This is a genomic window from Streptomyces sp. NBC_00820, assembly GCF_036347055.1.
GTDB lineage: Bacteria > Actinomycetota > Actinomycetes > Streptomycetales > Streptomycetaceae > Streptomyces.
Map to the genome: position 1 here is coordinate 4,805,400 of NZ_CP108882.1, position 24,573 is coordinate 4,829,972.

The window sequence follows — 24,573 nt, forward strand, 5'->3', positions numbered from 1 at the left end:
CCAGGACCCCCGTATCAGACCCCAAGACTTACAACCCTGAGAGGGATTGACGCATAGTGCTCGACGTCAACTTCTTCGACGAGCTCCGGATCGGTCTGGCCACCGCTGACGACATCCGTCAGTGGAGCCACGGCGAGGTCAAGAAGCCGGAGACCATCAACTACCGCACGCTCAAGCCCGAGAAGGACGGACTCTTCTGCGAGAAGATCTTCGGTCCGACCCGGGACTGGGAGTGCTACTGCGGCAAGTACAAGCGTGTCCGCTTCAAGGGCATCATCTGTGAGCGTTGTGGCGTCGAGGTCACGCGCGCCAAGGTGCGCCGTGAGCGGATGGGCCACATCGAGCTTGCCGCTCCCGTCACCCACATCTGGTACTTCAAGGGCGTTCCGTCGCGGCTGGGCTACCTGCTCGACCTCGCCCCGAAGGACCTCGAGAAGGTCATCTACTTCGCGGCGTACATGATCACGTACGTCGACGAGGAGCGCCGTCAGCGCGACCTGCCCTCGCTGGAGGCCCACGTCTCCGTCGAGCGTCAGCAGATCGAGAACCGCCGCGACGCCGACCTCGAGGCCCGTGCCAAGAAGCTCGAGACCGACCTGGCCGAGCTCGAGGCCGAGGGTGCCAAGGCCGACGTGCGCCGCAAGGTGCGCGAGGGTGCCGAGCGTGAGATGAAGCAGCTGCGCGACCGCGCGCAGCGCGAGATCGACCGTCTCGACGAGGTGTGGAACCGCTTCAAGAACCTCAAGGTCCAGGACCTCGAGGGCGACGAGCTGCTCTACCGCGAGCTGCGTGACCGCTTCGGCACGTACTTCGACGGCTCGATGGGTGCCGCGGCGCTGCAGAAGCGCCTGGAGTCCTTCGACCTCGAGGAAGAGGCCGAGAAGCTCCGCGAGATCATCCGTACCGGCAAGGGCCAGAAGAAGACCCGTGCGCTCAAGCGCCTCAAGGTCGTCTCCGCGTTCCTGCAGACCAGCAACAGCCCCAAGGGCATGGTGCTCGACTGCGTGCCGGTCATCCCGCCGGACCTGCGTCCGATGGTGCAGCTGGACGGTGGCCGCTTCGCGACCTCCGACCTGAACGACCTGTACCGCCGTGTCATCAACCGCAACAACCGCCTGAAGCGGCTTCTCGACCTCGGCGCGCCCGAGATCATCGTGAACAACGAGAAGCGCATGCTCCAGGAGGCGGTCGACGCCCTCTTCGACAACGGCCGTCGTGGTCGCCCGGTCACGGGCCCCGGCAACCGTCCGCTGAAGTCCCTCAGCGACATGCTGAAGGGTAAGCAGGGTCGTTTCCGTCAGAACCTGCTCGGTAAGCGAGTCGACTACTCGGCGCGTTCCGTCATCGTCGTCGGCCCGCAGCTGAAGCTGCACCAGTGTGGTCTGCCCAAGGCCATGGCGCTGGAGCTCTTCAAGCCGTTCGTGATGAAGCGCCTGGTCGACCTGAACCACGCGCAGAACATCAAGAGCGCCAAGCGCATGGTGGAGCGCGGCCGCACGGTCGTGTACGACGTCCTCGAAGAGGTCATCGCCGAGCACCCGGTTCTGCTGAACCGTGCTCCCACCCTGCACCGCCTCGGCATCCAGGCCTTCGAGCCGCAGCTGGTCGAGGGCAAGGCCATCCAGATCCACCCGCTCGTCTGCACCGCGTTCAACGCGGACTTCGACGGTGACCAGATGGCCGTGCACCTGCCGCTCTCCGCGGAGGCGCAGGCCGAGGCCCGCATCCTGATGCTGTCCTCGAACAACATCCTCAAGCCGGCCGACGGCCGCCCGGTGACGATGCCGACCCAGGACATGGTCCTCGGTCTGTTCTTCCTCACCACCGACGGCGAGCTGCGTGACACCAAGGGCGAGGGCCGCGCGTTCGGCTCCACGGCCGAGGCGATCATGGCGTTCGACGCCGGCGAGCTGGCCCTGCAGTCGCCGATCGACATCCGCTTCCCGGTGGGCACCATCCCGCCGCGTGGCTGGACGCCGCCGGCGCGCGAGGAGGGTGAGCCCGAGTGGCAGCAGGGTGACTCGTTCCGCCTGCGCACCACCCTGGGCCGCGCGCTCTTCAACGAGCTGCTGCCCGAGGACTACCCGTTCGTCGACTACTCGGTGGGCAAGAAGCAGCTCTCCGAGATCGTCAACGACCTGGCCGAGCGCTACCCCAAGGTCATCGTGGCGGCGACGCTCGACAACCTGAAGGCGTCCGGCTTCTACTGGGCGACCCGTTCCGGTGTCACCGTGGCCATCTCCGACGTCGTCGTTCCCGAGGCGAAGAAGGAGATCGTCAAGGGCTACGAGGCGCAGGACGAGAAGGTCCAGAAGCAGTACGAGCGCGGTCTGATCACCAAGGAAGAGCGCACTCAGGAGCTCATCGCGATCTGGACCAAGGCGACCAACGAGGTTGCCGAGGCGATGAACGCGAACTTCCCCAAGACGAACCCCATCTTCATGATGGTTGACTCGGGTGCCCGAGGAAACATGATGCAGATGCGGCAGATCGCCGGTATGCGTGGTCTGGTGTCGAACGCCAAGAACGAGACCATCCCGCGTCCGATCAAGGCGTCCTTCCGTGAGGGCCTGTCCGTGCTGGAGTACTTCATCTCCACCCACGGTGCCCGTAAGGGTCTGGCGGACACCGCCCTGCGTACCGCCGACTCGGGTTACCTCACCCGTCGTCTGGTGGACGTCTCGCAGGACGTCATCATCCGCGAGGAGGACTGCGGCACCGAGCGCGGTCTCAAGCTGTCGATCGCCGAGCGTGGCGCCGACGGTGTGCTGCGCAAGGCCGACAACGTCGAGACCAGCGTGTACGCCCGTGCGCTGGCCGAGGACATCACCGTCGACGGCAAGGTGCTGGCCCCGGCCAACACCGACCTCGGCGACGTCCTCATCGACGAGCTGGTCAAGCACGGCGTCGAGGAGGTCAAGACCCGCTCGGTCCTGACCTGCGAGTCCGCCGTCGGCACCTGCGCGATGTGCTACGGCCGTTCGCTGGCCACCGGCAAGCTGGTCGACATCGGTGAGGCGGTCGGCATCATCGCCGCCCAGTCCATCGGTGAGCCCGGTACCCAGCTGACGATGCGTACCTTCCACACCGGTGGTGTGGCCGGTGACGACATCACCCAGGGTCTGCCCCGTGTCGTCGAGCTCTTCGAGGCTCGTACGCCGAAGGGTGTCGCCCCGATCTCCGAGGCTTCCGGCCGCGTGCGGATCGAGGAGACCGAGAAGACCAAGAAGCTCGTCGTCACCCCGGACGACGGCAGCGACGAGACGGCGTTCCCGATCTCGAAGCGTGCCAAGGTCCTGGTCCGCGACGGCGACCACGTCGAGGTGGGCCAGCAGCTCACCGTGGGTGCCACCAACCCGCACGACGTGCTGCGCATTCTGGGTCAGCGTGCCGTCCAGGTCCACCTGGTCGGCGAGGTCCAGAAGGTCTACAACTCGCAGGGTGTGTCGATCCACGACAAGCACATCGAGATCATCATCCGGCAGATGCTCCGCCGCGTGACGATCATCGAGTCCGGCGACGCGGAGCTGCTGCCGGGCGAGCTCGTCGAGCGCTCGAAGTTCGAGACCGAGAACCGTCGCGTCGTGACGGAAGGCGGCCACCCGGCCTCCGGCCGTCCGCAGCTGATGGGTATCACCAAGGCCTCGCTGGCGACGGAGTCGTGGCTGTCCGCGGCTTCCTTCCAGGAGACGACCAGGGTCCTGACGGACGCGGCGATCAACGCCAAGTCCGACTCCCTGATCGGCCTCAAGGAGAACGTCATCATCGGTAAGCTCATCCCGGCCGGTACGGGTCTCGCCCGCTACCGCAACATCCGGGTCGAGCCGACCGAGGAGGCCAAGGCCGCGATGTACTCGGCCGTCGGTTACGACGACATCGACTACTCGCCGTTCGGCACCGGCTCCGGCCAGGCCGTTCCGCTGGAGGACTACGACTACGGTCCGTACAACCAGTAAGCGAGCAGTCTGAAGGGCGGCATCCCACTCGGGGTGCCGCCCTTCGGCGTACCCGCGCACCTTGGCGCTGACGTGGTGTTCGATCGGGGGACGGGAGCTTCGGGCGCTGAACTCCGCGTGCGGCCGCGCGTCGTGATGCCGCGTCCGCCGCCGGTCCCGCTCCATGGCGCTCCATGGCGTCGCCCGGCCGGCCGTGTGACCAGGTGTCAACGCCCGTCCCGGAGCCGGCCGTGGTTCGACGGGCGTACGACGTCCGCCCGGGCGGACGGGGTTGGCGGGTGCCGTGGGCGCGGGCGGTGCGGGGTGCCCGCGCCGGCCGGTGGCCGACGGATGGTCAGGTCGCCGCGGCGGCGTCGCCCGCGGTGGCGATCGGCGTCGCGCGCGCCCGACGTGGCCGTGCTCGTTCCGGCGTGGTTGATATGGCCATGCAGGTCAGGGCGGCCCCTCGCCCGTCGTGGTCCGGCGCGTGTGATCCGAGGAGGCGAATTCCGCCCATCAGGGGCCGTTCAGGGCGCATCATGGAGGGACCTCGGGGGCTTAGGGAGGTGCTCCGACGTGTCGTACGCGTGGCAGCCCTGGCAGGGCAAGGACGAGGAGCCTCACGGCTCCGCCGGTGCCGCCGACGGTGGTGCCCACGGTGGCGCCGACGGAGCGGGCACCGGCGCCCAGGTGGTTGACGGCCGGCCGCCGCTGGACGGCACGGACGCGGCCGAGATGTGGCCCTGGCAGGAGAAGCCCGTGTACGGGGCGCAGGGGCGACAGTCGCAGCGAGGGCACACCGTGCAGCCTCCCGGCGCCGCGCGGCCGCCTGCGGCGCACCAGGGGCCCGCTGGGCACCCTTCGACGCCGGACCTGCCTCCCGGCGGCTACTCCTCCGCGCCGCACCCGTCTCCCGGCGGCTACTCCTCCGCGCCGCACCTGCCTCCCGCCGGGTACACCTCCTCGCCGCACCCGCCTCCCGGCGGGTGTCCCGCGCCGCCGTACCTTCCTCCCGCGGGTTACTCCGCACCGTCCGGGCGGCCTCCCGTGTACCCCTTGCCGCCGCGGCAGGCCCCTGTCGTGCCTCCGTGGCGCCCTGCGGCTCCCTGGCAGGGCCCGGGGGCTCCCGCCTTCATGCTCGCCTCGGACGCCGAGCGGGAGCGGGCCGTGGACGTGCTCAGGGCCGGGTTCGGGGAGGGGCGGCTGGCGAAGGAGGAGTTCGACCGGCGGGTGGAGCGCGTGTACACGGCCCGTACGGTCGGTGAGCTGGCACTGCTGGTCGCGGACCTGCCCCAGGGGCCCGTGCCGGCGTCCGTGGCCGGCGCGGCCGTACTGCCCGCGTTCGTGCCTGTGCCGCCGTCGCAGATGAACGCGAAGGCCGTCGGAGCCGTCGTCTGCGGGGTGCTGTGCCTGCTGACCGCGGGGCTCACCGGCATTCCGGCGGTGGTGCTGGGGTACTCGGCGCGCGCGGAGATCCGGCGTACCGGTGAGGCGGGCAACGGTCTGGCGACGACCGGACTGGTGCTGGGCTGGCTGTCCACCGCCGGCTGGGCGCTGATCCTGACGCTGTCGCTCGCGCTGGGCATCGCGGGCGTCTAGGACGGGCGCCGGCAGCTCCCGTCCTAGACGGTTCTCGCCGGTTCTCACCCGTTCTCCGAAGATCATCGAGTGCACACGGACTTGACATGACCCGCCAGATGATGCGGGCGCGGTGCATTTGTTTTGACCGAAGTCGTTGAGGTAGGTACGCTCAGACCTTGTGCCTGGGGTGTGCCCTGGCTCTCGTGCGTGCCTTCGACCGCATGGCGAGCCGTCACCGGCCACCGTGATCTGCGCCCTTCTCGCCCTGCGGCGAGAGTCTGCATGATTCGACACACCCGACCGCGTGGGTCGGAGAAGTTCCAGGTTAGCTGTACCTATTCGGCACACAGAAACCGGAGAAGTAGTGCCTACGATCCAGCAGCTGGTCCGAAAGGGCCGGCAGGACAAGGTCGAGAAGAACAAGACGCCCGCACTCGAGGGTTCCCCTCAGCGTCGCGGCGTCTGCACGCGCGTGTTCACGACCACCCCGAAGAAGCCGAACTCGGCCCTGCGTAAGGTCGCGCGTGTGCGTCTGACCAGTGGCATCGAGGTCACCGCTTACATTCCGGGTGAGGGACACAACCTGCAGGAGCACTCCATCGTGCTCGTGCGCGGCGGCCGTGTGAAGGACCTGCCGGGTGTTCGCTACAAGATCATCCGCGGTTCCCTCGACACCCAGGGTGTCAAGAACCGCAAGCAGGCCCGCAGCCGCTACGGCGCCAAGAAGGAGAAGTAAGAATGCCTCGTAAGGGCCCCGCCCCGAAGCGCCCGGTCATCATCGACCCGGTCTACGGTTCTCCTCTGGTGACCTCCCTCATCAACAAGGTGCTGCTGAACGGCAAGCGCTCCACCGCCGAGCGCATCGTGTACGGCGCCATGGAGGGCCTGCGCGAGAAGACCAGCAACGACCCGGTCATCACGCTGAAGCGCGCGCTTGAGAACATCAAGCCGACCCTCGAGGTCAAGTCCCGCCGTGTCGGTGGTGCGACGTACCAGGTTCCGATCGAGGTCAAGCCCGGTCGCGCCAACACCCTCGCGCTGCGCTGGCTCGTCGGTTACTCCCGCGCCCGTCGCGAGAAGACCATGACCGAGCGTCTGCTCAACGAGCTTCTCGACGCTTCGAACGGCCTCGGTGCGGCCGTCAAGAAGCGCGAGGACACCCACAAGATGGCCGAGTCCAACAAGGCCTTCGCGCACTACCGCTGGTAGTCGCTACCCCCATCGAGACCGAGAGAAGACTGAAGCCTTATGGCTACCACTTCACTTGACCTGGCCAAGGTCCGCAACATCGGGATCATGGCCCACATCGACGCGGGCAAGACGACCACCACCGAGCGGATCCTCTTCTACACCGGCGTCAGCTACAAGATCGGTGAGGTCCACGACGGCGCTGCCACCATGGACTGGATGGAGCAGGAGCAGGAGCGTGGCATCACGATCACCTCTGCTGCCACCACCTGTCACTGGCCGCTTGAGGACAACGACTACACGATCAACATCATCGACACCCCGGGGCACGTCGACTTCACGGTCGAGGTGGAGCGTTCGCTCCGCGTCCTCGACGGTGCCGTCACGGTGTTCGACGGTGTCGCCGGTGTCGAGCCGCAGTCCGAGACGGTGTGGCGTCAGGCCGACCGTTACGGCGTGCCGCGCATCTGCTTCGTGAACAAGCTGGACCGTACCGGCGCCGAGTTCCACCGCTGCGTGGACATGATCAAGGACCGCCTCGGCGCTGTCCCGATCATCATGCAGCTCCCGATCGGTGCCGAGATGGACTTCCAGGGCGTTGTGGACCTCGTCCGCATGAAGGCGCTCGTGTGGTCCGCCGAGGCGGCCAAGGGCGAGATGTACGACGTCGTCGACATCCCGGCCACGCACGTCGAGGCTGCCGAGGAGTACCGCGGCAAGCTGGTCGAGACCGTCGCGGAGCACGACGACGAGATCATGGAGCTGTTCCTGGAGGGCCAGGAGCCCACCGAGGAGCAGCTGTACGCCGCGATCCGTCGCATCACCATCGCGTCCGGCAAGTCCGAGGGCGTCACGGTCACCCCGGTGTTCTGTGGCACCGCGTTCAAGAACAAGGGCGTTCAGCCCCTGCTCGACGCGGTCGTGCGCTACCTGCCGACCCCGCTCGACGTCGAGGCCATCGAGGGCCACGACGTGAAGGACCCCGAGCTGGTCGTCAAGCGCAAGCCGTCCGACGAGGAGCCGCTGTCGGCGCTCGCGTTCAAGATCATGAGCGACCCGCACCTCGGCAAGCTCACCTTCGTCCGGGTTTACTCGGGCCGCCTGGAGTCCGGCACCTCGGTGCTGAACTCCGTCAAGGGCAAGAAGGAGCGCATCGGCAAGATCTACCGCATGCACGCGAACAAGCGTGAGGAGATCGAGTCGGTGGGCGCCGGTGACATCGTCGCCGTCATGGGCCTGAAGCAGACCACCACCGGTGAGACGCTGGCCGACGACAAGAACCCGGTCATCCTGGAGTCCATGGACTTCCCGGCGCCGGTCATCCAGGTCGCCATCGAGCCCAAGTCGAAGGGTGACCAGGAGAAGCTGGGCGTCGCGATCCAGCGCCTGGCCGAGGAGGACCCGTCCTTCCAGGTCCACTCGGACGAGGAGACCGGCCAGACCATCATCGGTGGTATGGGCGAGCTGCACCTCGAGGTGCTGGTCGACCGTATGCGCCGTGAGTTCAAGGTCGAGGCCAACGTCGGCAAGCCGCAGGTCGCGTACCGCGAGACGATCCGCAAGGGCGTCGAGCGTCTCGACTACACGCACAAGAAGCAGACCGGTGGTACCGGTCAGTTCGCCAAGGTGCAGATTGCGATCGAGCCGATCGAGGGTGGAGACACCTCGTACGAGTTCGTGAACAAGGTCACCGGTGGCCGCATCCCGAAGGAGTACATCCCTTCGGTCGACGCGGGTGCGCAGGAGGCCATGCAGTTCGGCATCCTGGCCGGCTACGAGATGACGGGCGTTCGCGTCATTCTTCTCGACGGTGGCTACCACGAGGTCGACTCCTCCGAGCTCGCCTTCAAGATCGCCGGCTCGCAGGCCTTCAAGGAGGCCGCGCGCAAGGCTTCGCCCGTGCTCCTCGAGCCGATGATGGCCGTTGAGGTCACCACGCCCGAGGACTACATGGGTGAGGTCATCGGCGACATCAACTCCCGCCGTGGCCAGATCCAGGCCATGGAGGAGCGGGCTGGTGCCCGCGTCGTGAAGGGCCTCGTGCCCCTCTCGGAGATGTTCGGCTACGTCGGAGACCTCCGCAGCAAGACGTCGGGTCGCGCAAGCTACTCGATGCAGTTCGACTCCTACGCCGAGGTTCCGCGGAACGTCGCCGAGGAGATCATCGCGAAGGCCAAGGGCGAGTAACGCACCGCGTTTCCACGCTTTAGGCTTGACTCCGGAGCCTCAAGGGGCAAACAACCGCATTCCTGGATGTTTGCCCCGGGCTCCGGGCTTTCCAGCAAAGATCACCTGGCGCCGATGAAGCAAGGCGTACAGAACCACTCCACAGGAGGACCCAGTGGCGAAGGCGAAGTTCGAGCGGACTAAGCCGCACGTCAACATCGGCACCATCGGTCACATCGACCACGGTAAGACGACCCTCACGGCCGCCATTACCAAGGTGCTGCACGACGCGTACCCGGACCTGAACGAGGCCACCGCGTTCGACAACATCGACAAGGCGCCCGAGGAGCGCCAGCGCGGTATCACCATCTCCATCGCGCACGTCGAGTACCAGACCGATGCGCGTCACTACGCCCACGTCGACTGCCCGGGTCACGCGGACTACATCAAGAACATGATCACCGGTGCCGCGCAGATGGACGGCGCGATCCTCGTGGTCGCCGCCACCGACGGCCCGATGCCGCAGACCAAGGAGCACGTGCTCCTGGCCCGCCAGGTCGGCGTTCCGTACATCGTCGTCGCCCTGAACAAGGCCGACATGGTGGACGACGAGGAGATCCTGGAGCTCGTCGAGCTCGAGGTCCGTGAGCTCCTCTCCGAGTACGAGTTCCCGGGCGACGACCTGCCGGTCGTCAAGGTCTCGGCGCTCAAGGCCCTCGAGGGTGACCCCGAGTGGACCAAGACCGTCCTCGAGCTGATGAAGGCCGTCGACGAGTCGATCCCGCAGCCGGAGCGCGAGGTCGACAAGCCGTTCCTGATGCCGATCGAGGACGTCTTCACGATCACCGGTCGTGGCACGGTCGTCACCGGTCGTATCGAGCGTGGTGTCCTGAAGGTCAACGAGACCGTCGACATCATCGGCATCAAGACCGAGAAGACCACCACCACGGTCACCGGCATCGAGATGTTCCGCAAGCTGCTCGACGAGGGCCAGGCCGGTGAGAACGTCGGTCTGCTGCTCCGCGGCATCAAGCGCGAGGACGTCGAGCGCGGCCAGGTCATCATCAAGCCGGGTTCGGTCACGCCGCACACCGACTTCGAGGCCCAGGCCTACATCCTGTCCAAGGACGAGGGTGGCCGCCACACGCCGTTCTTCAACAACTACCGTCCGCAGTTCTACTTCCGTACGACTGACGTGACCGGTGTTGTGACCCTTCCCGAGGGCACCGAGATGGTCATGCCGGGTGACAACACCGAGATGTCGGTGCAGCTCATCCAGCCCATCGCCATGGAAGAGGGCCTGAAGTTCGCCATCCGTGAGGGTGGCCGCACGGTGGGCGCCGGCCAGGTCACCAAGATCGTCAAGTAAGTTCACGCTTGCTTGAAGGTCACTGACTGACCTGAAGAGGGTTCGTACGACTTCGTGTCGTACGGGCCCTCTTCGCGTTGTGCGGCGGCGTCAACCCGGCGGCCGGAAAACCCACCGTGACGAAGATCGGCGCCCGGCGGTTGATGTGGGCAGTACGGCGGCGACACGTCGAGAGGTGGACGGTGGGCGATCTGAGCGGCGGCCCCGGGCCGGGGGGACACAGGACGCTGGCGTCGTCGCCGGCGCAGAAGCGGGCGGCGGCGAAGGCCGTACAGGACCACATCGAGCCGGACACCCGCAGGGCCGGGGACTGGGCGGACGACGAGTCCGGCGCCGCCGTGAAGGCCTTCGGCGCGCGGGACGGTGACGGCTGGCTGACCTCCGCGGCGTTACGCGAGGCCCACGGGGCCTGGAGCGCCCAGGTGAGGAACCTGATGGACCGGCTCGGCTCCGAGAAGGACGCGCTGCGCAGCACGAACGTGGTGCTGACCGGCGCGGACGCGGGTGTGGGGTCGTCGCTGCGGCAGGTGTCCGCGCTGGACCGGTACTGACGGGGGCGACCGGGGATGCCGACCTACCACGAGATCATGAGCGCCGACCTCTCCGCGCTCACCACCGCGGCCGACCGCTGGGACGGCATGGCGGGGGAGTTCGAGAAGCAGGAGACGGCCTACCGCCGGCACGTGTACGGCATCTCCCTGGGCGCCGGCTGGGCGGGCATGAGCGCGGAGGCGGCGCACGGGCGCTTCGGCGTCACGCTGAGGGAGTTCCAGTACGCGCAGACGGAGGCCAAGGCGATCGCCTCACTGCTGCGGGACGCGCATGCCCAGTTCGTGGAGCTGAAGGGCCGGCTGAAGAGCGCCCGCCAGGAGGCGGAGGCGGCCGGGATGCGGGTCACGGACCGGGGGCGGGTCGGCCTGGACCCCAGGGACGCGAAGGCGGGGGAGCGGCACGCTTCCGCGGCGCACGCCGAGTCGGCCGTACGGTCCTGGCAGGACCGCGTCGACCGTGCGGTACAGGCGGTGGCGGACGCGGACGCGGGTGTCCGGCTGGCCCTGACCGCAGCCGTCGTCGACTCCGATCCGCTGGTCGGGGGGCGGGGCTTCAACGGCAGGGCGTTGGGGGACGTCGAGAGGTACGAGGCGCTCTCGGCGGAGGGGCCGCTGGAGCGGCTGGGCCGGGGAGGCCGCCTGTCGCCGCGCGAACTCACCGAACTGGACCGCCTGTTCCGCGACAACTCCGGCGACGCGGCGTTCTCCCGGACCCTGCTGGACGACCTGGGCGCGCGGGGCACGATCCGGCTGACCAACGCCCTGAACGACGTGATCCACGGAGGTTCGTCCCACGGGGGAGCGGGGCGGCCCGGCGCGTACACCGCGATCGAGTCGGGCCTCGCGAACTCGCTCGCCACGGCGACGCGGGACACGGACTCGTCCTGGTACAGGCACTGGCGCACCGCGATGAGGCACGCCGGCCCCCGGCACTACGCGTCGGACGTCCAGGGGGAGCGCCTGGACAAGGCGGTCGGCTACCAGTCCCTGGTCACCCTGATGCGGCAGGGGCACGGGTACGCGCCGCGGATGCTGGAGGACCTGACGGACGACATGGTCGCGGCGGAGAAGCGGGAGCCGGGGATCTGGCGGCTGAAGGGGCAGTACAGCGGCCGGCGCGACGGCTGGTTCGCCAACGATCCGGTGGACGGCGCGCTGGGCATCATGAGCCGGGACCCCTCGACGGCGGCGCACTATCTGTCCTCGGACGCGCACATGAAGTACCTGATGCGGGAGCGGGACTGGAACGTCACGCTGCACGGCCACGACGGCCCCAAGGCGACCACGTACGAGGCGGTACCCGACGGGGACGACCGCACGGGCTTCGGAGCGGCGCTCAAGGCGGCGACGACGGGCATCGACCCCTCGGACACCCACGCCCACTACGCCGCCCACACCAGCCGGAACGAGGCCGTCCTCAAGTCCACCCTCGGCTACCTCTCCGACCGCGGCGACGACTTCCCCCCGTCCCTGCGCCGCCCGGTCGCCGACATCCTCGTCAACCACGGCAGCACGGTCCACGCCTCCATGAGCGAGATCGACATCTCCCGGTCCCCCTTGCAGCAGCGAGAACTGTTCGAGGTCGCCAAGCAGGTGTCCAAGGACGAGGGGGCGTACGGGACGTTGAACGGGGGGCTGAATCAGGCGATGGTGGCGGGTATTCATTCGGATCGCTCGGAGTCAGCGGATTCTCTTCGCCGAGCTGGCCGGACCATCGGGTTTTTGGAGGAGGCTCGTGTGCAAGCACAGGGAGATCCCGAAACTGCCGAGTTCGAAGCCAAGCCGGCATTCGACAAGGCGATTAGCTATATTCCTGTGGCCAGTGATGATGTTCAGGCAGGCTTTGACTATGTGACGGAAAAGTGGCTGGAGGATGAGCAGAAGAAGCTTGACGAAAAGCAGACGGCCGAGAATGTGAAGGCATACTCCGATAGGAATCAGCAGTTGATGGCTCTCTCAGGCGAGTGGTCCAAGGCGCATCAGACGGCGAACGATCCTCGCTTTGACCCTCAGGCCGAGATTCACAGATCCAGCGGAGAAGGAATCGATCACGCCATCGGAGTCTCCGGGGCGGCGGTCCGGTGAGGGGACGTGTGTGCATCATCCCTCTGTTTCTTGCCGCGACAGTGGCCTCGTGTGCTCCTCCGGCACACAATAAAGTCCCGGATGCAATCTGCGGAACACGCATTGACCCCGCAGTCACTCGCCTGCTTGTTGCGCCGACCGATAACTTGCATGAGTACGACCAAGTTAATCGAGTGCAAGCAGTCACAGCGCCCTGTTCGGTTCTATCAGGAAATGACGTGCTCCTCGGTCTCCGCTTCTCTTGGCGACCCGTCGCAACAGATCTCATGTATCTGGCGAACGACACCGGTAAGGTCTCCGGCATCACCAAACCGCGCGGTATCAGCTTCAGATACAAGACCATCGTCGGCACCGACGGAGCCATCTCTCAAGCCCCCTGTAAGACCAAGGGTGGCAACTACTTCACCCTCACCCTCCAGCTCCCCCAGATCAAGCTCACGGATCAGACCCACCGCAAGAACATCGAGAAGTTCATGCGGGCCTACTTCCCGGCCACGCTCAAGACGCTCGGCTGCGCCTGAACGACCAGCTCACGGGCAGCGCAGCTGCAGCCAGGCCGGCAGGTGTTTCTCGGCGTTTTCGGCCAGGAGCCAGCTGTACTCGGTGTGGGCGATCTCGTAGGCGCGCCGTGCGCCCAGCAGCCGGTAGTAACCGGCTTCGACGGCGAGGTGATGCCTGCCGCCCGAGCAGGGGATGGGGGCGCCCGCGCCGGGGTGCACGGGAACACAGTTGAGGCGGTGGTCGTCCAGCAGCTGCCGGAGTTCCCGCTCCTGCGCGTGCGGATCGGTGATGCGCTCCAGCAGCAGCCGCTCACGGTCGATCCACATACGTGCCCACCAGCGTGGCTTCCCCAAGCGGGACACGTCCGAAGACGTGATCTCCACATCGAGCAGGGCCAGCAGGATCAGCGGGAGACGGACGAGCAGCCAGAGCGGCGGCCCCCATACCCACTGCAGGCAGTAGCGCGTCCAGATACGCAGAGCCGACTTGGGCGGGCGAGGATCCCAGGCCCGGTTCGACGAGGTCATCCCTGCACCCCCAGCCCGCGGTCGACGAAGTCCTTGTACTTCTCGAACTTGCCGTGCACCTCGTCGGAGAGGGCCGTCTCGGCGGACTCGTACAGCTTGTATCCGCGATACGCGGCCTCGGGTCCGCGCGACACCCATGAGGTGGGGTCGATGAACGTCTTGCCGTTGTCGCCGAGGATCACCGACTCGGCCAGGGCCGGGATCTTCCCGAGCGGGGTGTTGTCGATGACCTTCGGGAACACCACGTTGTCCAGGAACTTCACCGGGCTGGTCAGTGACCGTTCGTGCCGTACCGCGTCGCTGAAGACGCGTTCCGTGGCCATGGCGAAGCGGCCCTTGAGGGAGTCCGCGGTGGCCCGGTACACGGCCGTCTCCTTGCCGAAGCCGAGGAGCTTCTTCGACTCCAGCACGATGTCGGCTCCCGGTGCCTTTGCGGCGATCTCCGCGATGCGGTCGGCCGCCTTGAAGGAATCGGCCGCTATCTCCACACCCTTGAAGGTCTGAGCGACCACCTTGCCTCCCTTGAGAAGGTCACCGAACGGCACGAAGCCGGCGATGTCGAGGCCGATGTCGGCCCACGAACCCTTCTTGGAGCCGGCGGCCCAGCCGACGCCGTGGAAGACCAGGGCGCCGGTGTTCAGAAGTCTGGCGAGGACCTCGAAGACGGCGGCGCCGATGACCGTCTCGGAGAAGACGATGGCCAGGGCGTCGCACGCGGCGGCCGCCAGACCGAGCCAGTCGCCGATCTTGTAGATCTCGTCCGCGTGTTTCTGGATCCAGTGCCAGAGGTCGCCGGCGAGGTCCTGGATTCTGTCGCCGATGCTCGACAGGAGGTCGCCGAGGGTGTCGAGGAGGGACTCGTCGGGGGCGAGCTCGGCGGCCTTGCGGAGCAGCGAGGCGGCCGCGCGGGCCGCCTCGTCGTGGTCGGACAGCAGGTGCCGCGCCTTCTTGATGACGGCGTCCAGCTCGCCCTGGGCGTCGTTCACCCGCTTCGTCGCGTGGTCCAGGCGCTGCTGTGCCTCGTGCAGCGCCGCGTCCGTGTCGAAGGACCGGCCGGCAAGCCCCAGATCCGGGTTGCTCTGTGCCGATCGCAACGCCTTCCTGGCCGCGGCGGCTTCGCCCTCGTAGCGGTGTGCGAGGGACTGGAACTCGCGCAGGCGTGTGTCCCAGCCGTGCAGCGCGTGCGTGGCGTCGGTCAGTGAACTGTGCCCGTCTGCAAGGTACTTCGGCAGTGTGCCGACCTTCTTCGCGAAGGCCGATGCCGCCTCGCCCGCCCAGGCTCCGTCCGTCCTGCCCAGCCGGGTCAGCGTCGCGTGGGCGTCGTGGAGCTGCTTGCCCACCTTGGTGAGGGTGGCGACCAGGTGCTGCATCGAGGCGGGCACGCCGGGCGCGGGGTCGAAGCCGAGCGCCTCGTACGTCTGTGTGCTCAAGGGTGGTCTCCTCGGCGCCGTCAGTAGGCGGTGAAGGGGGAGGCGGCCGCGCCGGCGGGCGTGGGGTCGGCGACCGCGGCTTCGGCGACAGCGGCTTCGGCGGCCTCGCCGAAGGTGATCGTGTCGGCGATGTCCGCGAGGACCGCCTGGTAGTGGAAGAGGTCCTGCACGTCGGCCGTGCTCAGGCAGAGCAGCAGCAGCCGGTCGTCGTCGGGGAAGGGCAGCCAGACCTCGATTCGGACGAAGAACCGTTCCTGCTCCTGGCCCGGATCCGGCTCCTGCCCGGGATCCCGCTCCTGCCCCGGTTGATCGCCCTCGGGCAGCTCCCACACCGCGCGTGACCCGGCGATATGGACGACCGCCGGGCCGGCGGGCAGGGTGACCGGCTGGACCTCGCCCCCCTCGCCGCCGTCCGCGGCCTTGTCCAGGAGCTCGGCGATGCCCGCGGCGGTGAGGTAGGGGTCGGGATTGTCCAGCTCCCGCACGCTGACGGTGAGCGTGGCGCGGCTGATCCGCTCGGGCGGTTCCGTGCCGTCCGCGCTGCCGCCGACGGGGAAGATGCCGAGCGCGTTGTAGACGGCGCCGCCCGCGACGAGGTTCTCCGCGTTCGCTGTGTACATGGCCGCGGTGAGCCGGCGCAGGGGCTCCAGCTCCTCGCCGTCGCCCCAGTAATCGCGAGCGAAGGCCCGCATGTGTTCGTCGAAGGCGTCCTCGTCGTCACCGATGCCCAGGGGGACGGCGTGGAACTCCGGCCCGACCCGGAAGCGGAACGCGGGCGGGGAGACGGCTGCGGACGTCATCGGTCACCGGCCTTCACCGACCGTACGGTCGCGGCGACTTGGTCCTCCAGGTGCTGGAACAGCCGGCCCGACTGGGCGACCTTCTCGGCGATGCCGCCCGTGGCCTCGGCGATCAGCTTGATGCCGTGGCCCCAGTCGTCCTGGAAGTCGTCGCACGCCTCTTCCAGCTCGGCCGAGCCCGCTCCCTTGGGCCCGATGTCCTTCAGCTGCCGCATCGCGGACCGCATACCGTCCGCGCACTCGCCGAGATCCCTGACGAGTCGGGCCAGCGCCTCGAACTCGGCCCTGCAGTGACCAGCCATCTCCGTCGCGCTCCCCGTGAAGTGTGCCGGTTGCGATCTTCGCATAAGCGCACGCCGCGGAGGCGGGACAGGGGGCGGTCGACGGGGCCCGGCGCGCCCCCGCTCGATTCTCCCGGAGGGTCGCGGTGTTTGACCTGCGTCACTCTCGGGGTAATCTCTTCGGCTCGATTGGCCAGGGGCCTGCCCCATATGGCAGACTGTCCGAGTTGCTCGGTCGAGTACCGATGCTGCGCGCCTCCCGCCGGGAGGACCGGAAGCGAGTCCCACAGTACTCGTCGCCCTATCTGTCGTAAGGCAGCACTGGGGCGGACGTACGGGAATCTTCCGGGAAGTGTCAGCGGGGTGCAGGCCAGGTGCCCGGTGGTCGCGCATTCGTGGTGATGCGAATGCAGTCAGCCCCCGGTCCAGCGGTTGCCTCATGGGCTTGGCCGCGTCCCTCGGTAGGGAAATCCCTGGTGGAGATCTTTGCTGGCAGGAGCGCGACACGCCCGACCGCGTGGGTCGGAGGAGGAGACCGTTGGACGCCAGAGCGTTTTACGAGACAAAGGACTACTGAGTAGCCATGGCGGGACAGAAGATCCGCATCCGGCTCAAGGCCTACGACCACGAGGTCATCGACTCCTCGGCGAAGAAGATCGTCGAGACGGTGACGCGCACTGGTGCGTCGGTCGCAGGCCCGGTGCCGCTGCCCACTGAGAAGAACGTGTACTGCGTCATCAAGTCGCCGCACAAGTACAAGGACTCGCGCGAGCACTTCGAGATGCGCACGCACAAGCGCCTGATCGACATCCTCGACCCGACGCCGAAGACCGTTGACTCCCTGATGCGACTCGACCTCCCGGCCGGTGTCGACATCGAGATCAAGCTCTAAGGGTCGGTGATCTGAGAATGGCTAAGCAGATCAAGGGCATCCTGGGCGAGAAGCTCGGCATGACGCAGGTGTGGGACGAGAACAACCGTGTTGTTCCCGTCACCGTCGTCAAGGCCGGCCCCAACGTCGTCACCCAGGTCCGCACGAACGACGTCGACGGCTACGAGTCGGTCCAGATCGCCTTCGGCGAGATCGACCCGCGCAAGGTGAACAAGCCCCTCAAGGGCCACTTCGCCAAGGCCGACGTCACCCCGCGCCGCCACCTGGTGGAGCTCCGTACCTCCGACGCCAGCGAGTACACGCTGGGTCAGGAGATCACTGCCGAGGTCTTCGAGTCGGGCGTCAAGGTTGACGTCACCGCGAAGAGCAAGGGCAAGGGCTTCGCCGGTGTCATGAAGCGCCACAACTTCAAGGGTGGCAAGGCGTCCCACGGTGCCCACCGTGTGCACCGCATGCCCGGTTCCATCGGTGGCTGTGCCACCCCCGGTCGTGTCTTCAAGGGCATGCGCATGGCGGGTCGCATGGGCAACGAGCGGGTCACCACCCAGAACCTGACCGTTCACGCCGTTGACGCGGAGAAGGGCCTGCTCCTCATCAAGGGCGCGGTTCCTGGTCCGAACGGCGGCCTCGTCCTGGTCCGCACCGCGGCCAAGGGGGCCTGAGGACTATGAGCACCATTGACATTCTGTCGCCCTCCGGCGACAACGCCGGGACCGTCGAGCTCCCGGCCGAGATCTTCGGCGTAGAGAAGATCAGCGTTCCGCTGCTTCACCAGGTCGTCGTCGCGCAGCTGGCTGCCGCCCGTCAGGGCACGCACAAGGTCAAGCGTCGTGGCGAGGTCCGCGGTGGCGGTCGCAAGCCTTACCGCCAGAAGGGCACCGGCCGCGCGCGCCAGGGTTCGACCCGTGCGCCGCAGTTCGCCGGCGGTGGCGTCGTCCACGGCCCCACGCCGCGTGACTACTCGCAGCGGACCCCGAAGAAGATGAAGGCCGCGGCCCTGCGCCACGCCCTCACCGACCGGGCCCGTAACTCTCGCATCCACGTCATCACCGGCGTGATCGAGGGCGCGACCCCCTCCACCAAGGCCGCCAAGAGCTTCCTCGGCAAGGTCAGCGAGCGCAAGAACGTGCTCCTGGTCATCGAGCGCTCCGACGAGGCCGCGCTGCTTTCCGCGCGCAACCTGCCCCAGGTCCACATCCTGGAGCCGGGCCAGCTGAACACGTACGACGTTCTCGTCTCGGACGACGTGGTCTTCACCCAGGCCGCTTTCGAGTCCTTCGTGTCCGGCCCGAAGGCCAATGACACCGAAGGGAGCGAGGCCTGATGGCTATCCGTCACCCCGCTATCGCCTCGAAGGCCGCCAAGGCCGCCAAGGCCGCGCGCGTCGCCAAGGCGAAGCGCCACGCCACCGAGGGCAAGAACACTGTCGAGACCCCTCTGAGCAAGTCCTTCACGGACCCCCGTGACGTGCTGCTCAAGCCGGTCGTCTCGGAGAAGAGCTACGCGCTCCTCGACGAGGGCAAGTACACGTTCATCGTCGCCCCGGGCGCCAACAAGACCCAGATCAAGCAGGCCGTCCAGGCGGTCTTCTCGGTCAAGGTCACCGGGGTCAACACGATCAACCGCCAGGGCAAGCGCAAGCGCACGAAGACCGGTTTCGGTCAGCGTGCCGGCAGCAAGCGCGCGATCGTGACCCTCGCCGAGGGCGACCGTATCGACATCTTCGGCGGTCCGACCGCGTAAGCGGGTCGGATCGTCCGATATCGGACGAGGACTGAGAAATGGGAATCCGCAAGTACAAGCCGACTACGCCGGGCCGTCGTGGCGCCAGCGTCGCCGACTTCGTCGAGGTCACGCGGTCCACGCCGGAGAAGTCGCTGGTTCGCCCGCTGCACAGCAAGGGCGGCCGTAACAACGCCGGTCGTGTGACCGTTCGCCACCAGGGTGGCGGACACAAGCGCGCCTTCCGAGTGATCGACTTCCGTCGTCACGACAAGGACGGCGTGCCGGCGAAGGTCGCGCACATCGAGTACGACCCCAACCGCACCGCGCGCATCGCGCTGCTGCACTACGCGGACGGCGAGAAGCGCTACATCCTCGCCCCGCGCAACCTGCAGCAGGGTGACCGCGTCGAGAACGGTCCCGGGGCCGACATCAAGCCGGGCAACAACCTGGCGCTCCGCAACATCCCGGTCGGTACCACGATCCACGCGATCGAGCTCCGTCCCGGTGGCGGTGCCAAGTTCGCCCGCTCCGCCGGTGCCTCCGTGCAGCTGCTTGCGAAGGAGGGCTCGATGGCCCACCTGCGCATGCCGTCCGGTGAGATCCGCCTGGTCGACGTCCGCTGCCGCGCCACCATCGGCGAGGTCGGCAACGCCGAGCAGAGCAACATCAACTGGGGTAAGGCCGGCCGTAAGCGGTGGCTGGGCGTTCGCCCGACCGTCCGTGGTGTCGTCATGAACCCGGTTGACCACCCGCACGGTGGTGGTGAGGGCCGGACTTCCGGTGGTCGCCACCCTGTGTCCCCGTGGGGCAAGAAGGAAGGCCGTACTCGTTCGCCCAAGAAGGCGTCGAACAAGTACATCGTCCGCCGCCGCAAGACGAACAAGAAGCGCTAAGGACGGGTTGAGATGCCTCGTAGCTTGAAGAAGGGACCCTTCGTCGACGACCACCTGATCAAGAAGGTGGATGTCCAGAACGAAGCCGGTTCCAAGAACGTCATCAAGACCTGGTCCCGTCGCTCGATGATCGTCCCGGCCATGCTCGGTCACACGATCGCGGTGCACAACGGCAAGACCCACATCCCGGTGTTCGTCACCGAGGCGATGGTCGGCCACAAGCTCGGCGAGTTCTCGCCGACGCGCACCTTCCGGGGCCACGTCAAGGATGACCGGAAGTCGAAGCGCCGCTAGTAGCGGATCGCATTCAGACACGTAAGTAACTGAAGGGACAACCATGGAAGCCAGGGCCCAGGCGCGGTACATCCGCGTCACGCCCATGAAGGCCCGCCGCGTGGTGGACCTCATCCGTGGCATGGACGCCACGGAGGCCCAGGCCGTCCTGCGATTCGCTCCGCAGGCCGCCTCCGTGCCGGTCGGCAAGGTGCTCGACAGCGCCATTGCCAACGCCGCGCACAACTACGACCACACCGATGTCGACAGCCTTGTCATCTCTGAGGCCTACGTCGACGAGGGCCCGACCCTGAAGCGGTTCCGTCCGCGTGCCCAGGGCCGTGCCTACCGGATCCGCAAGCGGACCAGCCACATCACCGTGGTCGTCAGCAGCAAGGAAGGAACCCGGTAATGGGCCAGAAGGTTAACCCGCATGGGTTCCGGCTCGGCATCACCACGGACTTCAAGTCCCGTTGGTACGCCGACAAGCTGTACAAGGACTACGTCAAGGAAGACGTCGCCATCCGTCGGATGCTGACGTCCGGCATGGAGCGCGCCGGCATCTCGAAGGTTGAGATCGAGCGCACCCGTGACCGCGTCCGTGTCGACATCCACACCGCTCGCCCGGGCATCGTCATCGGCCGCCGCGGTGCGGAGGCCGACAAGATCCGTGGCCAGCTGGAGAAGCTGACCGGCAAGCAGGTCCAGCTGAACATCCTCGAGGTCAAGAACCCCGAGGTCGACGCTCAGCTGGTTGCCCAGGCCGTCGCCGAGCAGCTCTCCTCCCGCGTCTCCTTCCGTCGGGCCATGCGTAAGAGCATGCAGTCCGCCATGAAGGCCGGCGCCAAGGGCATCAAGATCCAGTGCGGCGGTCGCCTCGGCGGCGCCGAGATGTCCCGCTCGGAGTTCTACCGCGAGGGCCGCGTGCCCCTGCACACGCTCCGCGCGAACGTGGACTACGGCTTCTTCGAGGCCAAGACGACCTTCGGCCGCATCGGTGTGAAGGTCTGGATCTACAAGGGCGACGTCAAGAACATCGCCGAGGTCCGCGCCGAGAACGCTGCGGCCCGTGCGGGTAACCGCCCGGCCCGTGGTGGCGCCGACCGCCCGGCCCGTGGTGGCCGCGGTGGCGAGCGTGGCGGGCGCGGTCGTAAGCCGCAGCAGGCTGCCGGCGCCGAGGCCCCCAAGGCCGAGGCTCCTGCCGCCGCCGCTCCGGCCGAGAGCACCGGAACGGAGGCCTGACCGAAATGCTGATCCCCCGTAGGGTCAAGCACCGCAAGCAGCACCACCCGAAGCGCAGTGGAATGTCCAAGGGTGGAACGCAGGTTGCGTTCGGCGAGTACGGCATCCAGGCGCTGACCCCGGCCTACGTCACGAACCGCCAGATCGAGGCGGCTCGTATCGCGATGACCCGCCACATCAAGCGTGGCGGCAAGGTCTGGATCAACATCTACCCGGACCGTCCCCTCACCAAGAAGCCTGCCGAGACCCGCATGGGTTCCGGTAAGGGTTCGCCGGAGTGGTGGATCGCCAACGTCAAGCCCGGACGCGTCATGTTCGAGCTGTCGTACCCCAACGAGAAGACTGCGCGTGAGGCTCTCACTCGTGCGGCTCACAAGCTGCCGATGAAGTGCCGGATCGTCAAGCGCGAGGCAGGTGAAGCGTGATGTCGGCCGGTACCAAGGCGTCCGAGCTGCGCGAGCTGGGCAACGAGGAGCTTCTTGCGAAGCTCCGCGAGGCCAAGGAAGAGCTGTTCAATCTCCGCTTCCAGGCGGCGACTGGTCAGCTCGAGAACCACGGCCGTCTGAAGGCGGTCCGCAAGGACATCGCGCGGATCTACACCCTGATGCGCGAGCGTGAGCTGGGCATCGAGACGGTGGAGAACGCCTGATGAGCGAGAAGAACGTGACTGAGAACGCAGAGGCCCGCGGCTTCCGCAAGACCCGCGAGGGTCTCGTCGTCAGCGACAAGATGGACAAGACCGTCGTCGTCGCTGTCGAGGACCGCGTGAAGCACGCGCTGTACGGCAAGGTCATCCGCCGTACGAACAAGCTCAAGGCGCACGACGAGCAGAACGCTGCGGGCGTCGGCGACCGTGTCCTCCTCATGGAGACCCGGCCGCTGTCCGCGACGAAGCGCTGGCGCGTCGTCGAGATCCTTGAGAAGGCCAAGTAAGTAATTCCCGTAAGGGGATTCCTTAAGCAAGGTTCCTGCGGGGCACCCCTCGCAGGACAGTTCCGCCAGGCTCCGGGGGCCGCTTTTCCGAGCGGCCCCCGGGGAACCGGCAGACAAACAGGAGATAGACGTGATCCAGCAGGAGTCGCGGCTGCGTGTCGCCGACAACACTGGTGCGAAGGAGATCCTTTGCATCCGTGTGCTCGGTGGCTCCGGTCGCCGCTACGCGGGCATCGGTGACGTCATCGTCGCCACCGTCAAGGACGCGATCCCGGGCGGCAACGTGAAGAAGGGTGACGTCATCAAGGCGGTCATCGTTCGGACCGTCAAGGAGCGTCGCCGTCCGGATGGCTCGTACATCCGCTTCGACGAGAACGCCGCCGTCATTCTGAAGAACGACGGCGACCCTCGCGGCACCCGTATCTTCGGCCCCGTCGGCCGTGAGCTGCGCGAGAAGAAGTTCATGAAGATCATCTCGCTCGCGCCGGAGGTGCTGTAAGCATGAAGATCAAGAAGGGCGACCTGGTCCAGGTCATCACCGGTAAGGACAAGGGCAAGCAGGGCAAGGTCATTGCCGCTTTCCCGCGCGAAGAGCGTGTCCTGGTCGAGGGTGTCAACCGGGTCAAGAAGCACACCAAGGCCGGCCCCACCGCTGGTGGTTCGCAGGCCGGTGGCATCGTCACGACCGAGGCGCCTGTCCACGTCTCCAACGTCCAGCTGGTCGTTGAGAAGGACGGCAACAAGGTCGTCACGCGTGTCGGTTACCGCTTCGACGACGAGGGCAACAAGATCCGCGTTGCCAAGCGGACGGGTGAGGACATCTGATGACTACCACCACTCCGCGTCTGAAGCAGAAGTACCGCGAGGAGATCGCGGGCAAGCTGCGTGACGAGTTCAAGTACGAGAACGTCATGCAGATCCCCGGTCTCGTCAAGATCGTGGTCAACATGGGTGTCGGCGACGCCGCCCGTGACTCGAAGCTCATGGACGGTGCCGTCCGTGACCTGACCACCATCACCGGTCAGAAGCCGGCCATCACCAAGGCCCGCAAGTCCATCGCGCAGTTCAAGCTGCGCGAGGGTCAGCCGATCGGTGCCCACGTCACGCTCCGTGGCGACCGCATGTGGGAGTTCCTGGACCGCACCCTGTCGCTCGCGCTTCCGCGCATCCGCGACTTCCGCGGTCTGTCCCCGAAGCAGTTCGACGGCCGTGGCAACTACACCTTCGGTCTCACGGAGCAGGTCATGTTCCACGAGATCGACCAGGACAAGATCGACCGTGTCCGGGGTATGGACATCACCGTGGTCACCACGGCGACCAACGACGCTGAAGGCCGTGCCCTTCTCCGTCACCTCGGCTTCCCGTTCAAGGAGGCGTAAGCGAGATGGCGAAGAAGGCTCTGATTGCCAAGGCTGCTCGTAAGCCCAAGTTCGGTGTGCGTGGCTACACCCGCTGCCAGCGCTGCGGCCGCCCGCACTCCGTGTACCGCAAGTTCGGCCTCTGCCGCGTGTGCCTTCGTGAGATGGCTCACCGTGGCGAGCTGCCGGGCGTGACCAAGAGCTCCTGGTAATCCCCCTCATCAGGGATTCCGGAAGCTCTCGGTAAGCATCTGGGTCGACAGGGCCCTTCTCCCCATGCCGTAGGCTGGTGGAGTTGGGCACCTGTCGTGCCCGTACGACTTACTACGCCGTAGGTCCACCGCACCGCACCCGCCTCGTCTCGGATCGAGGAGAGGGATGGCGCACCAGGAAACCCCGGCGAGAGAGGCCGAAGGCCAATTCATGACCATGACTGATCCGATCGCAGACATGCTTACGCGTCTGCGTAACGCGAACTCGGCATACCACGACTCCGTGACGATGCCGGCGTCGAAGATCAAGTCTCACATCGCGGAGATCCTCCAGCAGGAGGGCTTCATCACGGGCTGGAAGACCGAGGACGCCGAGGTCGGCAAGAACCTCGTTCTCGAGCTGAAGTTCGGCCCGAACCGTGAGCGCTCCATCGCGGGCATCAAGCGGATCTCCAAGCCCGGTCTCCGGGTTTACGCGAAGTCCACCAACCTGCCCAAGGTGCTGGGTGGCCTCGGCGTGGCGATCATCTCCACGTCCCACGGGCTCCTCACTGACAAGCAGGCCGGCAAGAAGGGCGTAGGCGGAGAAGTTCTCGCCTACGTCTGGTAACGGAAGGGAACGGAGGAAACA

29 protein-coding genes are annotated in these 24,573 nt (G+C 66.9%); 25 read left to right on the top strand and 4 right to left on the bottom strand.

Going from position 1 to position 24,573, the window contains the following annotated elements:
- Window positions 1-56: 56 nt before the first annotated feature.
- The 9 genes from OIB37_RS21775 (at window position 57) to OIB37_RS21815 (ending at window position 13,396) form a co-directional block, all read left to right on the top strand.
- A complete protein-coding gene (locus OIB37_RS21775; RefSeq protein WP_330459281.1) occupies window positions 57-3,956 on the top strand; it encodes a DNA-directed RNA polymerase subunit beta' in 3,900 nt (1,299 codons plus the stop codon).
- Window positions 3,957-4,511: 555 nt separating this feature from the next.
- Entirely contained in the window at window positions 4,512-5,534 is a 1,023-nt protein-coding gene (locus OIB37_RS36325; RefSeq protein ID WP_443058187.1) for a DUF1707 and DUF4190 domain-containing protein, read from the top strand.
- A gap of 346 nt (window positions 5,535-5,880) precedes the next feature.
- Window positions 5,881-6,252: a 30S ribosomal protein S12 gene (gene rpsL, locus OIB37_RS21785; protein ID WP_003948652.1), complete on the top strand. Its 372-nt coding sequence runs from the start codon at window positions 5,881-5,883 to the stop codon at window positions 6,250-6,252.
- 2 nt (window positions 6,253-6,254) lie between these two features.
- Window positions 6,255-6,725 carry a 30S ribosomal protein S7 gene (gene rpsG / locus OIB37_RS21790; protein ID WP_005481264.1) on the top strand — a complete coding sequence of 157 codons (471 nt, stop codon included), beginning with the start codon at window positions 6,255-6,257 and terminating at the stop codon, window positions 6,723-6,725.
- A 39-nt stretch (window positions 6,726-6,764) separates the two neighbouring features.
- Entirely contained in the window at window positions 6,765-8,891 is a 2,127-nt protein-coding gene (gene fusA, locus OIB37_RS21795) for an elongation factor G (protein ID WP_330459282.1), read from the top strand.
- Between the two features lie 154 nt (window positions 8,892-9,045).
- A complete protein-coding gene (tuf, locus tag OIB37_RS21800) occupies window positions 9,046-10,239 on the top strand; it encodes an elongation factor Tu (protein WP_330459283.1) in 1,194 nt (397 codons plus the stop codon).
- 116 nt (window positions 10,240-10,355) lie between these two features.
- Window positions 10,356-10,790 carry a hypothetical protein gene (locus tag OIB37_RS21805; protein ID WP_330459284.1) on the top strand — a complete coding sequence of 145 codons (435 nt, stop codon included), beginning with the start codon at window positions 10,356-10,358 and terminating at the stop codon, window positions 10,788-10,790.
- Between the two features lie 15 nt (window positions 10,791-10,805).
- Window positions 10,806-12,875, top strand: coding sequence for a hypothetical protein (locus tag OIB37_RS21810; protein WP_330459285.1), 2,070 nt, complete (start codon window positions 10,806-10,808; stop codon window positions 12,873-12,875).
- A 266-nt stretch (window positions 12,876-13,141) separates the two neighbouring features.
- A complete protein-coding gene (locus OIB37_RS21815; RefSeq protein WP_330459286.1) occupies window positions 13,142-13,396 on the top strand; it encodes a hypothetical protein in 255 nt (84 codons plus the stop codon).
- Window positions 13,397-13,405: 9 nt separating this feature from the next.
- On the opposite strand, the gene OIB37_RS21820 is transcribed toward OIB37_RS21815, so the two are convergent.
- The 4 genes from OIB37_RS21820 to OIB37_RS21835 are packed head-to-tail and all read right to left on the bottom strand — an operon-like array spanning window position 13,406 to window position 16,435.
- Entirely contained in the window at window positions 13,406-13,903 is a 498-nt protein-coding gene (locus tag OIB37_RS21820) for a hypothetical protein (protein WP_330459287.1), read from the bottom strand.
- A complete protein-coding gene (locus OIB37_RS21825; protein ID WP_330459288.1) occupies window positions 13,900-15,333 on the bottom strand; it encodes a putative T7SS-secreted protein in 1,434 nt (477 codons plus the stop codon). The genes OIB37_RS21820 and OIB37_RS21825 overlap by 4 nt, the downstream gene beginning before the upstream one ends.
- A gap of 20 nt (window positions 15,334-15,353) precedes the next feature.
- Window positions 15,354-16,133 (bottom strand): hypothetical protein, encoded by a 780-nt coding sequence (locus OIB37_RS21830; protein WP_330459289.1) that lies wholly within the window; start codon window positions 16,131-16,133, stop codon window positions 15,354-15,356.
- On the bottom strand, window positions 16,130-16,435 hold the full coding sequence (locus OIB37_RS21835) for a hypothetical protein (RefSeq protein ID WP_330459290.1): 306 nt from the start codon (window positions 16,433-16,435) through the stop codon (window positions 16,130-16,132). Before OIB37_RS21835 ends, OIB37_RS21830 begins: the two co-directional genes overlap by 4 nt.
- 562 nt (window positions 16,436-16,997) lie before the next feature.
- Between OIB37_RS21835 and rpsJ the strand changes: the two genes are divergently transcribed.
- The 16 genes from rpsJ to rpsH all read left to right on the top strand — a co-directional run bounded on the left by rpsJ (window position 16,998) and on the right by rpsH (window position 24,552).
- Complete coding sequence (rpsJ, locus tag OIB37_RS21840; protein WP_003948644.1) at window positions 16,998-17,306, top strand: 30S ribosomal protein S10; 309 nt, start codon at window positions 16,998-17,000, stop codon at window positions 17,304-17,306.
- 17 nt (window positions 17,307-17,323) lie between these two features.
- The gene (gene rplC / locus OIB37_RS21845) at window positions 17,324-17,968 is read left to right on the top strand and encodes a 50S ribosomal protein L3 (protein WP_018543906.1); all 645 of its coding nucleotides are present in this window, start codon (window positions 17,324-17,326) and stop codon (window positions 17,966-17,968) included.
- 5 nt (window positions 17,969-17,973) lie between these two features.
- Window positions 17,974-18,630: a 50S ribosomal protein L4 gene (gene rplD, locus OIB37_RS21850; RefSeq protein ID WP_330459291.1), complete on the top strand. Its 657-nt coding sequence runs from the start codon at window positions 17,974-17,976 to the stop codon at window positions 18,628-18,630.
- Window positions 18,630-19,049: a 50S ribosomal protein L23 gene (rplW, locus tag OIB37_RS21855; RefSeq protein ID WP_330459292.1), complete on the top strand. Its 420-nt coding sequence runs from the start codon at window positions 18,630-18,632 to the stop codon at window positions 19,047-19,049. The genes rplD and rplW overlap by 1 nt, the downstream gene beginning before the upstream one ends.
- A 38-nt stretch (window positions 19,050-19,087) precedes the next feature.
- Complete coding sequence (gene rplB, locus OIB37_RS21860; RefSeq protein ID WP_330459293.1) at window positions 19,088-19,924, top strand: 50S ribosomal protein L2; 837 nt, start codon at window positions 19,088-19,090, stop codon at window positions 19,922-19,924.
- Window positions 19,925-19,936: 12 nt separating this feature from the next.
- Window positions 19,937-20,218 (top strand): 30S ribosomal protein S19, encoded by a 282-nt coding sequence (gene rpsS / locus OIB37_RS21865; protein ID WP_330459294.1) that lies wholly within the window; start codon window positions 19,937-19,939, stop codon window positions 20,216-20,218.
- 43 nt (window positions 20,219-20,261) lie between these two features.
- Window positions 20,262-20,609, top strand: a complete 348-nt coding sequence (rplV, locus tag OIB37_RS21870; protein ID WP_026252021.1) for a 50S ribosomal protein L22 — start codon at window positions 20,262-20,264, stop codon at window positions 20,607-20,609.
- A complete protein-coding gene (gene rpsC, locus OIB37_RS21875; RefSeq protein ID WP_330459295.1) occupies window positions 20,609-21,439 on the top strand; it encodes a 30S ribosomal protein S3 in 831 nt (276 codons plus the stop codon). The genes rplV and rpsC overlap by 1 nt, the downstream gene beginning before the upstream one ends.
- A 5-nt stretch (window positions 21,440-21,444) precedes the next feature.
- A complete protein-coding gene (rplP, locus tag OIB37_RS21880; protein ID WP_330459296.1) occupies window positions 21,445-21,864 on the top strand; it encodes a 50S ribosomal protein L16 in 420 nt (139 codons plus the stop codon).
- Window positions 21,864-22,088 (top strand): 50S ribosomal protein L29, encoded by a 225-nt coding sequence (gene rpmC / locus OIB37_RS21885; protein ID WP_007494763.1) that lies wholly within the window; start codon window positions 21,864-21,866, stop codon window positions 22,086-22,088. The genes rplP and rpmC overlap by 1 nt, the downstream gene beginning before the upstream one ends.
- Entirely contained in the window at window positions 22,088-22,372 is a 285-nt protein-coding gene (gene rpsQ, locus OIB37_RS21890; protein WP_018543912.1) for a 30S ribosomal protein S17, read from the top strand. Before rpmC ends, rpsQ begins: the two co-directional genes overlap by 1 nt.
- A 130-nt stretch (window positions 22,373-22,502) precedes the next feature.
- A complete protein-coding gene (gene rplN / locus OIB37_RS21895; RefSeq protein ID WP_003992364.1) occupies window positions 22,503-22,871 on the top strand; it encodes a 50S ribosomal protein L14 in 369 nt (122 codons plus the stop codon).
- A 2-nt stretch (window positions 22,872-22,873) separates the two neighbouring features.
- Window positions 22,874-23,197, top strand: coding sequence for a 50S ribosomal protein L24 (gene rplX, locus OIB37_RS21900; protein ID WP_330459297.1), 324 nt, complete (start codon window positions 22,874-22,876; stop codon window positions 23,195-23,197).
- Window positions 23,194-23,751, top strand: coding sequence for a 50S ribosomal protein L5 (rplE, locus tag OIB37_RS21905; RefSeq protein ID WP_026248231.1), 558 nt, complete (start codon window positions 23,194-23,196; stop codon window positions 23,749-23,751). The genes rplX and rplE overlap by 4 nt, the downstream gene beginning before the upstream one ends.
- Window positions 23,752-23,756: 5 nt before the next feature.
- On the top strand, window positions 23,757-23,942 hold the full coding sequence (locus tag OIB37_RS21910; RefSeq protein WP_003948630.1) for a type Z 30S ribosomal protein S14: 186 nt from the start codon (window positions 23,757-23,759) through the stop codon (window positions 23,940-23,942).
- A gap of 211 nt (window positions 23,943-24,153) precedes the next feature.
- Complete coding sequence (gene rpsH, locus OIB37_RS21915; protein WP_026248232.1) at window positions 24,154-24,552, top strand: 30S ribosomal protein S8; 399 nt, start codon at window positions 24,154-24,156, stop codon at window positions 24,550-24,552.
- Window positions 24,553-24,573: the final 21 nt, after the last annotated feature.

What these genes read in the sequence shown, in the direction of transcription:
- rplC (WP_018543906.1), top strand. Translation starts at nt 17,324, where the DNA reads ATGGCTAAGCAGATCAAGGGCATCCTGGGCGAGAAGCTCGGCATGACG.
- OIB37_RS21815 (WP_330459286.1), top strand. Translation starts at nt 13,142, where the DNA reads ATGTATCTGGCGAACGACACCGGTAAGGTCTCCGGCATCACCAAACCG.
- rplW (WP_330459292.1), top strand. Translation starts at nt 18,630, where the DNA reads ATGGCTATCCGTCACCCCGCTATCGCCTCGAAGGCCGCCAAGGCCGCC.
- rplX (WP_330459297.1), top strand. Translation starts at nt 22,874, where the DNA reads ATGAAGATCAAGAAGGGCGACCTGGTCCAGGTCATCACCGGTAAGGAC.
- OIB37_RS21810 (WP_330459285.1), top strand. Translation starts at nt 10,806, where the DNA reads ATGCCGACCTACCACGAGATCATGAGCGCCGACCTCTCCGCGCTCACC.
- rpsQ (WP_018543912.1), top strand. Translation starts at nt 22,088, where the DNA reads ATGAGCGAGAAGAACGTGACTGAGAACGCAGAGGCCCGCGGCTTCCGC.
- rplD (WP_330459291.1), top strand. Translation starts at nt 17,974, where the DNA reads ATGAGCACCATTGACATTCTGTCGCCCTCCGGCGACAACGCCGGGACC.
- OIB37_RS21820 (WP_330459287.1), bottom strand. Translation starts at nt 13,903, where the DNA reads ATGACCTCGTCGAACCGGGCCTGGGATCCTCGCCCGCCCAAGTCGGCT.
- rpsH (WP_026248232.1), top strand. Translation starts at nt 24,154, where the DNA reads ATGACCATGACTGATCCGATCGCAGACATGCTTACGCGTCTGCGTAAC.
- rpsC (WP_330459295.1), top strand. Translation starts at nt 20,609, where the DNA reads ATGGGCCAGAAGGTTAACCCGCATGGGTTCCGGCTCGGCATCACCACG.
- fusA (WP_330459282.1), top strand. Translation starts at nt 6,765, where the DNA reads ATGGCTACCACTTCACTTGACCTGGCCAAGGTCCGCAACATCGGGATC.
- rplB (WP_330459293.1), top strand. Translation starts at nt 19,088, where the DNA reads ATGGGAATCCGCAAGTACAAGCCGACTACGCCGGGCCGTCGTGGCGCC.
- rpsS (WP_330459294.1), top strand. Translation starts at nt 19,937, where the DNA reads ATGCCTCGTAGCTTGAAGAAGGGACCCTTCGTCGACGACCACCTGATC.
- rpsG (WP_005481264.1), top strand. Translation starts at nt 6,255, where the DNA reads ATGCCTCGTAAGGGCCCCGCCCCGAAGCGCCCGGTCATCATCGACCCG.
- OIB37_RS21910 (WP_003948630.1), top strand. Translation starts at nt 23,757, where the DNA reads ATGGCGAAGAAGGCTCTGATTGCCAAGGCTGCTCGTAAGCCCAAGTTC.
- rplV (WP_026252021.1), top strand. Translation starts at nt 20,262, where the DNA reads ATGGAAGCCAGGGCCCAGGCGCGGTACATCCGCGTCACGCCCATGAAG.
- rplP (WP_330459296.1), top strand. Translation starts at nt 21,445, where the DNA reads ATGCTGATCCCCCGTAGGGTCAAGCACCGCAAGCAGCACCACCCGAAG.
- OIB37_RS21835 (WP_330459290.1), bottom strand. Translation starts at nt 16,435, where the DNA reads ATGGCTGGTCACTGCAGGGCCGAGTTCGAGGCGCTGGCCCGACTCGTC.
- rpsJ (WP_003948644.1), top strand. Translation starts at nt 16,998, where the DNA reads ATGGCGGGACAGAAGATCCGCATCCGGCTCAAGGCCTACGACCACGAG.
- rpmC (WP_007494763.1), top strand. Translation starts at nt 21,864, where the DNA reads ATGTCGGCCGGTACCAAGGCGTCCGAGCTGCGCGAGCTGGGCAACGAG.
- OIB37_RS21830 (WP_330459289.1), bottom strand. Translation starts at nt 16,133, where the DNA reads ATGACGTCCGCAGCCGTCTCCCCGCCCGCGTTCCGCTTCCGGGTCGGG.